The sequence below is a fragment of the Deltaproteobacteria bacterium genome (genome assembly GCA_019309545.1).
In the GTDB taxonomy this organism is placed as follows: Bacteria; Desulfobacterota; Desulfobaccia; order Desulfobaccales; family Desulfobaccaceae; genus Desulfobacca_B.
The window spans coordinates 46,259-54,811 of sequence record JAFDGA010000014.1; the positions used below are offsets into that span (position 1 = coordinate 46,259).

General features: G+C 55.6%; 8 protein-coding genes. 1 reads left to right on the top strand and 7 read right to left on the bottom strand.

The features are described 5' to 3' along the window. Positions 1-44: 44 nt before the first annotated feature. Genes bioC through bioB form a run of 5 tightly spaced genes read right to left on the bottom strand, consistent with a single transcriptional unit; the run spans position 45 to position 4,410 of the window. Positions 45-857 (bottom strand): malonyl-ACP O-methyltransferase BioC, encoded by an 813-nt coding sequence (gene bioC, locus JRG72_06425; GenBank protein MBW2134852.1) that lies wholly within the window; start codon positions 855-857, stop codon positions 45-47. Then, positions 844-1,545 (bottom strand): alpha/beta fold hydrolase, encoded by a 702-nt coding sequence (locus tag JRG72_06430; GenBank protein ID MBW2134853.1) that lies wholly within the window; start codon positions 1,543-1,545, stop codon positions 844-846. Before JRG72_06430 ends, bioC begins: the two co-directional genes overlap by 14 nt. Next, positions 1,545-2,735, bottom strand: coding sequence for an 8-amino-7-oxononanoate synthase (gene bioF / locus JRG72_06435; GenBank protein ID MBW2134854.1), 1,191 nt, complete (start codon positions 2,733-2,735; stop codon positions 1,545-1,547). Before bioF ends, JRG72_06430 begins: the two co-directional genes overlap by 1 nt. Further along, complete coding sequence (bioD, locus tag JRG72_06440) at positions 2,732-3,469, bottom strand: dethiobiotin synthase (GenBank protein ID MBW2134855.1); 738 nt, start codon at positions 3,467-3,469, stop codon at positions 2,732-2,734. The genes bioF and bioD overlap by 4 nt, the downstream gene beginning before the upstream one ends. Further along, positions 3,469-4,410 carry a biotin synthase BioB gene (gene bioB / locus JRG72_06445; protein ID MBW2134856.1) on the bottom strand — a complete coding sequence of 314 codons (942 nt, stop codon included), beginning with the start codon at positions 4,408-4,410 and terminating at the stop codon, positions 3,469-3,471. Before bioB ends, bioD begins: the two co-directional genes overlap by 1 nt. Positions 4,411-4,586: 176 nt before the next feature. Here bioB and JRG72_06450 point away from each other — a divergent pair, with 176 nt between their 5' ends. Beyond that, complete coding sequence (locus JRG72_06450) at positions 4,587-5,159, top strand: Slp family lipoprotein (GenBank protein ID MBW2134857.1); 573 nt, start codon at positions 4,587-4,589, stop codon at positions 5,157-5,159. A gap of 29 nt (positions 5,160-5,188) precedes the next feature. On the opposite strand, the gene gatB is transcribed toward JRG72_06450, so the two are convergent. Both gatB and JRG72_06460 read right to left on the bottom strand, forming a co-directional pair. Beyond that, positions 5,189-6,619: an Asp-tRNA(Asn)/Glu-tRNA(Gln) amidotransferase subunit GatB gene (gatB, locus tag JRG72_06455; protein ID MBW2134858.1), complete on the bottom strand. Its 1,431-nt coding sequence runs from the start codon at positions 6,617-6,619 to the stop codon at positions 5,189-5,191. A gap of 488 nt (positions 6,620-7,107) precedes the next feature. Then, a partial coding sequence (locus JRG72_06460; protein MBW2134859.1) for a diphosphate--fructose-6-phosphate 1-phosphotransferase occupies positions 7,108-8,553 on the bottom strand: 1,446 nt, incomplete at its 5' end.

Below are 8,553 nucleotides of genomic sequence, written 5' to 3' on the forward strand. Positions count from 1 at the left end.
TTATAGCTTTCAATATCCCGCGATTTTAGTGAGGCAGATGGTCGTCATTCATTACAGGCCAAGCCCCAAAGAAGCTCATAGGTGACCGGGATGGTCCCATTTACCCGGTAAGCCGCTTCATAACCGGACATCATTAGATTTAATAACTTGCGGGATAGCGGGCCCGGTTGCGGCCTGGTCGCCCCCATGCCCTGGATGGCTTTAAGAAATTCCATCACTCCCGGAAAGCTCACCACCAGGCGTTGCCGATGCACCGCCACCCGTTTAAATCCAGCCTGAAGTAAAAATTGCTGCCATTCATCCCTGGCGGCAAATCCTGCTGCTGGAATCGATTGAGTACATGGCGTCCCGCCTGCAGCGACCGAAAGTTGCCTCGCCGCCCGGTCCAGGCTGACTGCCAGTTCCTGGAAGGTTTCCGGCCCCAGAGTAGCAAAGATCAGCCAGCCCCCGGGGTGAAGATGCTCCCGGTAGCTCTGGCAACTCTGAGCCGGCTGATTAAACCACTGGAAGACCGAGTTGGAGATGATCAGGTCAAACTTGCCCCCCAGGGGTTGCTCGCCATCCGCCACCAGCAAAGTGACTCTATCGTCATTCCCCAGATGCCGCTTACATTCCTGAACCGCGGCCGTGGCTAAATCCAAGGCGGTTAGATGCGCTTTTGGGAAAGCCTGCCGCAATAAGCGGGTCAGATAGCCGGTGCCACAGCCGATCTCCAGGATGCGGGACCAGAGCCGCGGCATATTCTGGAGATATCCCAGCAGTTGGTCAGCCATATAGCGTTGCACCTGCGAATATTGATCATAGCGGGATGCCTGACGCCCAAAGTTGCGCCCCAATCGGCGTTTATCTACGGTCATTGATAACTTCCATCAATAAGGCGTTAAATTTTTCCGCCTGGGTCAGAAACGGCAGATGGCCGGCATTTTGGTAAATATCCAGGCGGGCGCCGGGTATCTGCTCTTGGAGATAATATGCCTGGGCCACCGGGGTAACCCGGTCCCGGTTGCCGTGGACAATGGTTACGCTTCCCTTTACCTTCCCCAGCCAGGGACGCAAGTCTTGGTGCAACAGATAATCTAAGCCCTGAGCCAAAAATTCCGGGCTTTCCGGCTGAGGCCACAGGGAAAGCCATTCCTGATTAGGAAGCTTTTCCTCTGATGCCAGGCAGAGTTCGGCAAAGTCCTGGACGACCACTTCTGGTTCGGACCACAGGCGACGGCGCAGGGTCCGGACCACAGCGGGAGCCACCCCTAAAGGAAAATCTGGACGACGGCAGAAACAGGCAGCTACCCCCACCAACACCAAGGCCTTTGGGGCACTTCTCATCCAGGCCAGGGTCTCCAGGGCCAGCATTCCTCCCAGGGACCAACCCACCACTACTGTGTCGTCTAGTGGCAATGACGCCAGATAATCGATCATCCAGGCAGCCTCCCAGACAGGCAAGTCGAGTGGGAGTAAATCAAGGCCGGCGCTGAAATGCTCCTGTTGACGCCGCCAGATTCGGCTATCCGCAGCCCAACCATGCAATAATACCAGGGTAGTCATTAACTCAGCTCCAGTTCCTGGCCGACCTGGATGATGACCTGTGCTGCCCAATCCAGGGCTTCGGGAGCATGGCTGGCTGCCAGCGAAAAGCGGATCCGGGCACCTCCCGGCGGCACTGTAGGCGGGCGGATAGCCACGGCCATGATCCCGGCCTGACGCAATCGATCGGCAAACTCCAGGGCCAGACGATTATCCCCCGCCAATACCGGGATAATCTGGGTCTCACTGTTCAAGGTGTTAAATCCGGCGGCCTGGAGCTTTTCCCGGAAACGGGCCGCCTGGCTCAGTAACCCCTGGCGACGTTCCGGTTCCTGAGTAACAATCTTAAGCGACGCCTGAATCGCTCCCAAGACCGGCGGCGGCAGCGCAGTGGAATAAATAAATGACCGGGCTCGATTATAAAGATATTCGATCAGGCTATCCTCCCCCGCTGCATAGGCCCCGAAGCTGCCTAGGGCCTTGGAAAAAGTGCCCATGTGAATCTCCACTCCCTCCGCCACTCCCATAGCTTCGGCCAGGCCGGCCCCCTTAGCTCCCCAGATCCCAGTGGCATGGGCCTCATCAACCATCAACCAGACCCGGTAGCGATCCTTGAGCTCGACGAGTTCGCGCAGCGGGGCCAGATCGCCGTCCACCGAAAAGACCGTATCGGTGATAATCAGCCGATTTTTAGCGCCAGCCGTCTTGTGCAGCAGTTCTTCCAAATGGTTCAGGTCCCGATGCCGAAAGCGGTAAAAGGCGGCACCGGACAGCCTGATGCCATCAATAATACTGGCATGATTGAGGCGGTCCGAGAAGATAACATCGCCGCGCCCCATCAGGGCCGCAATAATGCCGACATTAGCCATGTACCCGGTATTAAACAGGGCCGCCCGGGCCGTGCCTTTGAAGGCCGCTACCTGGGCTTCCACCTCGGCGTGGAGGGCATAATTGCCGGCAATCAGCCGTGAGGCAGTACTGCCGGTGCCCCAGCGCGCCGCGGCCTGCTGGGCCGCGGCAATCAGCCGCTCATCTTGCGACAACCCCAGGTAATCGTTGGAGGACAGGTTGAGCAACTCCCGGTCGCCTACCCGCACCCAACCGTCGGGCAGCACCGCATCGATGACCTGTAAATGGCGCCGCAGATGCTGGCTTTCCAGAGCCTGGAGTTCCTGGACCAGCCTGGCTAAACGGGGTTGGAAGTCAATCATGGTCGGGGCCAGTAAATTCTTGATATTAAGGGAACCAAAGACTCTATCAGTCGTTTTCTCCCACTCGGGTCGTCAAAGTCAGGGATATAAGGCACCTTCCCCAGGATCGGCCTGCCGGTGAGGGCGGCGATGATCTCCGGGTTGGTGCGTTCGGCCAGTCCCGGACGATCGGGATATTGGTTAATAATGATCCCGGCCACCTCCAACCCGGCCTGGACCGCGGCTTTGACGGTGAGCGTCGTATGGTTGATCGTTCCCAGGCCGGGCCGGGTCACGACCACCAGGGGCAACTCCAGCCAGAGAGCCAGATCCAGGACCAGAAATTTAGTATTAATCAATGGCACATAGAGACCGCCGGCGCCTTCCACTACCAGATAATCATAGCGGCTGGCCAGCTCACCATAGGCCTGGGCAATATTCTCTAGGTCGATGCTTACCCCGGTCTGGGCCGCGGCTACCGCCGGGGCCAGGGGAAGCCGTAAAACTATGGGGGCCAGCAAGGACAAGGGTTCTTTTAAGCCGGCCAGTTCCTGAGCCAACCGGGCGTCTTCGGCTATCAGACCGCCCTCGGTTTCGGTAGCCCCGCTCTGGATGGGCTTGAAATAGACCGCTCGGGTGCCCACGGCCCGCAGCGCCGCCGTCAGCCCCGCGGCAATGACGGTTTTGCCTACGCCAGTATCGGTACCGGTGACAAATATCCCGGCGGTGCGGGAGATTTCAGGTAAGATCGCCATTATTGCTCATCTCTGGTGGCCGGATACAGACCCTGATCGGCCAGCATCTGCAAATCCTCATCCGGTAATCGGCCTTTTGTGGTCAGATAATCTCCGGTCATCAAGGCATCGGCTCCGGCGGCAAACATCAGCGGTGCCAGGGAACGGAGGGTGGGGATCCGACCACCACAGATGATCAGGCGTTTATCCGGAAAGCTGAGGCGAAAGGCCAGGATGATCTTTAAAGCCTCCAGCGGCTTAAGAAGCGGACGCGACCCCAGTGGCGTCCCCGGAATGGGATGGAGAAAGTTCAAAGGGATGGAATCCACTTCTAATTCCTTCATCGTCTGGGCCATTTCCCAGCGTTGGGCCACGCTTTCCCCCAGGCCGAAAATCCCCCCGACACAGACCGCCAGACCGGCGGCTTGGGCTGCCCGGATGGTCTGGAGGCGTTCCTCATAGGTGTGAGCCGTGCAGATCTGAGGGAAAAAGGAGGCCGCGGTCTCCAGATTATGATGGTAACGGTGGACCCCGGCCTGCGCCAGGGCCTTCAAAAAATTAGGCCCTACTATCCCCAGCGAAACACAAACCTTAAGACTGGTACTGCTGCGAATGGCCCCGATGGCGTTTAAAATAATCTCCTGTTCCTGCTTATTGACGATTCCACGGCCCGAGGTGACGATGGCAAAGCGTGCCGCGCCCTGGCTTGCCGCCTGTTGAGCGGCGGCGACCAGTTGCTCCGAAGCTAGCAGCGGATAACTTTTTATCTCCGCCTGGGAGACCCGGGATTGGGCACAGAACGCGCAGTCCTGGCTACACAGCCCCGACTTGGCATTGATGATCACGCACAGACTGATGCCCTGCCCCACCCGCCGTTCCCGCAGCTGGCTGGCCGTCGCCAGCAACGGCCATAAGTCCCGCCACGGCCGCCGGAATAGTTCTTCCCAATCACTTAGATGCATAGACCCGCCTTCCGATTTTTAAGGCTCGCCTGGAAAGATGCTAGATTATGAGGCAATTGTCAACCAAATATTTCTGTCTGGATAACAATAGCGGCCGCCTTGTCAATCCATTAGACGGTGGTTAGATTATTTAAAAACATAAACCAATTGCCCATGTGGGCATCGGAGGATCAATTATGGCATCTCCATCAATCGGGCAAGCTCACCCCAACCGGAACGGACCAAAGATTTTCGGCCTAATTCTATTATTCGGGCTGGCCGCCGGCTGTGCTCCGGTATTTTCCCAGGCCATGCTGGACCAAGTCGACCGGGACCTGTCTTTCACCGCTGTTGCCGCTGATCCGGAGACTTATCTTGGCAAGACGGTACTGTGGGGCGGGGTCATTAATCAGACCCGGCCCAAAGAGGGTAAAACAGAACTGGAGATCGTGCAGAAAAACTTAGACCGCCGGCATCGACCAGAAGACGGGGACACTTCCTTGGGGAGATTCCTGGTAGAGTATGCCGGGTTTTTGGATCCAGCCATCTATAAAGCAGGCCGGGAGATAACGGTAGTCGGGGAGGTTAAGGGCAGCGAGGTCCGCAAACTAGGAGAAACCGATTATCGCTACCCCTTGATTGCCGCTCTCTCCCTGCATCTGTGGCCCCAGCCGATCCCCTATGAGCGTTATCCCTACTATTGGGGACCGCCATACCCCTACTATTATTGGGGCCCCTATTACTGGCGTCATCCCTGGTTCTGGCCCTGAGCGCGGGGATAGATAGGAGAGTGTAGGTGCTATTCCTGAAGTAGACGTTGGAAAAGCTGGTTAACCAGCCGGGGGTTGGCCTGGCCTTTGGTCTTTTTCATCATCTGGCCGACGAAAAAACCCATTAGCTTGGTTTTGCCGCCTTTATATTCAGCCACCTCCCGGGTATGGGCGGTCAGAATTTCCCGCGCCAGGGCTTCCAGCGCGGCTTCGTCGCTGATTTGCACCAAACCCCGGGCCTTGATTATAGCCTCTGCCTCTTGGCCAGTGGCAACCATCTCTTCAAAAACGGCTTTGGCCATCTTGCCGCTGATGGTCCCCTGCTCGACCAGGTCCAGCAGCCGGGCCAGGGCCACTGGGGTTACCTGGCAGGACTCCATGCCCCGTTCGGTCTTTTTCAATTCCCGCAAAAGTTCTGACATTATCCAGTTACTGACCTGCTTGGGCCGTCCCAACTCCCGGACACAATCCTCGAAGTACTGGGCCAGGAGCTTTTCCCCGGTTAGCACTCCGGCATCATATTCTGGCAGCCCATAGTCCGCTACAAAGCGGGCTTTCTTGGCCTCGGGCAGTTCGGGTAGGGTCAGCCTGACCGCCTCAATCCATTCGGGGGAGACTTCCACCGGCACCAAGTCTGGGTCAGGGAAATAGCGGTAATCGTGGGCTTCTTCTTTACCGCGCATCGAAAAGGTTTTACTCTGAGCCTCATCCCAAAGGCGGGTTTCTTGGACGACAGCCTCGCCATTGAGCAGCAGCGCCCGTTGCCGACGGATCTCATAGTCCAGAGCCCGCTGCAGATGACGGAAAGAATTCATATTCTTGAGTTCGGTACGGGTGCCTAATTCCAGGGTACCCAAGGGGCGCAGAGAGATATTGGCATCGCAGCGCAGCGAGCCTTCTTCCATGTTGCCGTCACAGATTTCTAAGTAAAGCAATATATTGCGTAAATTTCGGAGATACTCCACGGCTGCTTCCGGACTATGGAGATCAGGTTCGCTAACGATCTCGATCAGGGGCACCCCGGTGCGGTTAAAATCTACATAGCTGACCGGCCGCTGCTCATCGTGGATGAGTTTGCCGGCGTCCTCCTCCATATGGATGCGGCGGATTCGAACCTGCTGGCGGGAGCCATTAACCTCAATATTGATAAACCCGTGTTCGGCCAGGGGCAGCTCATATTGGGAGATCTGGTAACCCTTGGGAAGATCGGGATAAAAGTAGTTTTTGCGGGCAAAACGGCTTAGCGGGGCAATCTGGCAGTTGGTGGCCAGAGCCATTTTAATGGCAAACTCCACTACCTGTTTGTTCAATACCGGCAAGACCCCCGGCATCCCCAGGCAGACCGGGCAGGTATGAGTATTGGGCGGAGCACCGAAGCTGGTGCTGCAGCCACAAAAAATCTTGCTCCTGGTCAATAATTGGGCGTGAACTTCAAGGCCAATAACTGGTTCATATTCCATCTTAGTTCCACAATTTGAAATTACACTGATCATTTAACTTTGAATTTAAATATATCAAAATCAGTTCTGTTTGGTTAATTGATCAAAAAAAGCCCGAAAACTCCTGGGAATCTGTTAGAATGGGTTAGCGGTAACCTATCAAACAGACAGGAGATTCCGGACCATGGCCCATTGTAACACAATCTTTCATCACATGCTCAAATTGATTTCGAGACATCGTGTATCTTCTTCTCTGTTAAACCAAGTTCCTCTGTAACTTGAGCGTTACTTTACAAAACTTTATGCGTATCTTGCAGCTCAAACTGTTTTGAACCTGCTCCGTGCAGGAACTTTTCGAGCCGCCCGGCCCGGTAGCGATCATATGAACATTTATAACCAGTTATGCCTTGCTCGGCCTTAACCGGACAGAAATGGGAAAGGCTATGAATTTTTTATAATACTTCGGGGACGGTCGGGTGAACAACGTACCCTCCCAATTCCAATATATCCTAACCCCCCAGGGCATTGAGCATCAGGGTAATGGGCTTGGCCTCGGCTCCGGCCCCATAAAACTGGATCGGCCCTGGAAATCGGTAATCATCTTCCATAGCCCACTTTTTCCGTTCCTGGGCCAGAATCTTGAAGGCCGGGGATTCGAGATCGACCTTTTGCTTCTGAATCACCAGTTCCAGACGGCCCTTGCGCTCTTCCAGGTGCATCAACGGCGCCAATGGAATCCCGATGGGCTGCCATTCTTCAATGGGCTTATGCAGGTCCTTGATCGCGGCCATATAGCCGGTAGCGCCATTGGCCAACAGGCTAAAAGCGGCATGGCCCAAATTATAGGCGTAATCACAATCGAACTTGGTCGGGAAGGTGCCCCGGCCATCATAGCCATAGTAGTGGTTCTGGGTCCGAAAAGTGCCTTTATAGATGCCTCGGGCCCGCTGCTTGCGCAGATAGGTGGCAACCATATCCAGCAGGATTCTTTCGGTATTGACCAGGGCATACTGAAAATTGCCGTGCGCATCCCGCGGCAGGAGCAGCCCGGTTTGCAGGCGGGGCGGCAACCCTAAAAAGATGCGGCTGTCATAATCTCTCCAGATATCACTGTTATCAATCAGTTGCACCTGATCTTCGAACGGCAGTTTATGGAAGGATTCCTCCTCTGCGGCCTCGCGGTTATAGACGGCAATGATGTAACTGATCTTGATGATCAAACAATTAATCTCGTGAATAAACTCCAGGATGCCCTCGGGAATCAGGATGGTCCCGTAATTTTTACCGATTTTGGCGCGCTCCACGATGATATCGGCGATCAGGCGCACCACCTCGTGGATGGTCAATTCTTTCTCTTCGATTTCCTCGCCGATGAGGATGACATTGGGATGGGTCTGGAAGGCCACTTCCATGGCGATGTGGCTGGCGCTGCGGCCCATCAAGCGGTTGAAATGCCAGTACTTCAGATCCGATTTACAATCTGAATTGAGATTACCGACTTCGGTGGCAAAGGCCATGCAGGCGGAGTGATAACCGAAGGGAATCTGACACAGACCAGGCACCTGCAGGTCGCCGTCGATGGTTTTGGGAATGCCGATGACCCTGGTCCCCAAATCGTACAGGTTTTCGGCCAGAAAGGCGGCATTGGTATTGGAATCATCGCCGCCGACGATCACTAAACCGGACAGTTGCAAATCAGCGCAGGTCTGACGGCATTGTTCCATCTTCTCGGGGGTGTCGATTTTATCCCGGCCGGTGCCCAGCATGTGGAAACCCCCGGAATTTTTGTAGTGGGCCACCATGTCGCCGGTGATTTCCATATGTTTGTTGGTAATAATGCCTTTAGGACCAGCCAGAAAGCCGATCAGGCGATTGTCCGGGTGGGCCTGTTTAGCGGCCTCAAACACTCCGGCAATGACATTGTGACCACCCGGAGCCGGCCCGCCCGAGAGCAC